Origin of the sequence: Streptomyces sp. LS1784, assembly GCF_020103755.1 — a bacterium.
Classification (GTDB): domain Bacteria; phylum Actinomycetota; class Actinomycetes; order Streptomycetales; family Streptomycetaceae; genus Kitasatospora.
Genome location: NZ_JAHSQD010001052.1, coordinates 1 through 1,353 on the forward strand (window position 1 = coordinate 1; position 1,353 = coordinate 1,353).

A 1,353-nucleotide genomic window follows, 5' to 3' on the forward strand; every position below is an offset into this window, starting at 1 on the left:
CAGCGCCGCCACCGACGCCACCGCGAGCGGACGGGCGGGCGCCCGGCCGAGCATCAGCAGGCCTCCCAGCACCGCGCCGGCGCCGTAGCCGCCCATCACCAGGCCCCAGGCACGGGCGCCGCCGAGGCCCTGCTGCGCGAGCAGCGGGCCGAGCACCAGGAAGGGGGCCCAGACCAGCAGGTTGAACAGGCCCATCTGCACGGTGGTGATCCACAGCCACGGGCGGGAGGCGAACTCCGACCAGCCGGCCCGGACGTCCCGGATCATCGACTCCCCGCCGGCCGGTGCCCGCACCGGCAGTCGCAGCCTGGCCAGCGCGAAGGCGCCGACGCCGTACGTCACCGCGTCGGCCAGCAGCACCGTCGCCGGGCCCCAGGCGGCGGTCACCAGGCCGGCGGTGGCGGGGCCGACCACGGCGGACACCGAACGGCCCAGCCCCAGCAGGGTGTTGGCGTCCGCCATCAGTTCCTTGCGACGCACCAGGTCGGGCACGACCGCTCCGAAGGCCGGCATGAACAGCCCCTCGCCGATCCCCCAGACCGCCACCAGCGCGACCATCGCCCAGACCGGCGCGCGCCCGGCCGCCAGCAGCCCGGCGAACAGCGCCTGGACCAAGCCGCGTAACAGGTCCGAGCCCAGCATCACCCGACGGCTGCCGAGCCGGTCGGCGATCACCCCGCCGGCCAGCAGCACCAGCACCACCGGGAGGATCCGGGCCGCCATCACCCACCCCACGTCGGTGCCGCCGCCCCCGCCGTCGAGCACCGCGAAGGCGACCGCGACCGGCGCCATCGATGAGCCGACGAGGGAGGTCGTGTACCCGATGAAGAACCACGTGAATTCGCGCTCGCCGAGCACGGCGAGACGGTCTCCCAGACGCCTTCTGCGGGCCGGGATCCGTTCGGTCTGCACTGCCATGTGCAGCAAGTCTGCGGTTCGACGGGGAGCGGTTCAAGGGATTGCGGAGAAAAAGTTGAGCCTTTTGGAGTCAATTTCCTGCAGCCATCCACCTGCCGCAGTAAATACTGGCCATTACGGCTTCCCGCCTGCCCTTTACTGCGAATTGCGGCTAGGGTCGAGCGACTTGAGGGGATTGATTTACTGCGAAAGAGGGCGGTCGTGAAAGAAACTGCGGCAGGACTCCCGCCGGTCGAGTACGCCGTCGCCGTCGAGCGCTACCTGGCCGCCGCCGGGCTCGCCGCCGGCTCCCGGCGGATCTACCGGATCGCACTGGACACCTGGGCCTGGGCCCTCGCCGACCGGCCCGCCCCCACCGGCCCCGAACGGCGGCGGGCCCGACCGCCCGTCCTGCCGCTCGCGCTGCTCGACCAGCCGGACGCCGCCGAGCGGCTC

At 72.6% G+C, this 1,353-nt stretch carries 1 protein-coding gene and 1 pseudogene; one reads left to right on the forward strand and one right to left on the reverse strand.

Features of this window, described 5'->3' with window-relative positions; all coding sequences use genetic code 11:
• Nucleotides 1-918 (reverse strand): MFS transporter (locus KS423_RS45535; protein WP_224285522.1); only part of this gene is annotated, 918 nt, incomplete at its 3' end.
• A 201-nt stretch (nucleotides 919-1,119) separates the two neighbouring features.
• Here KS423_RS45535 and KS423_RS45540 point away from each other — a divergent pair.
• Nucleotides 1,120-1,353 (forward strand): annotated as a pseudogene (locus KS423_RS45540) (site-specific recombinase); the annotation flags it as partial.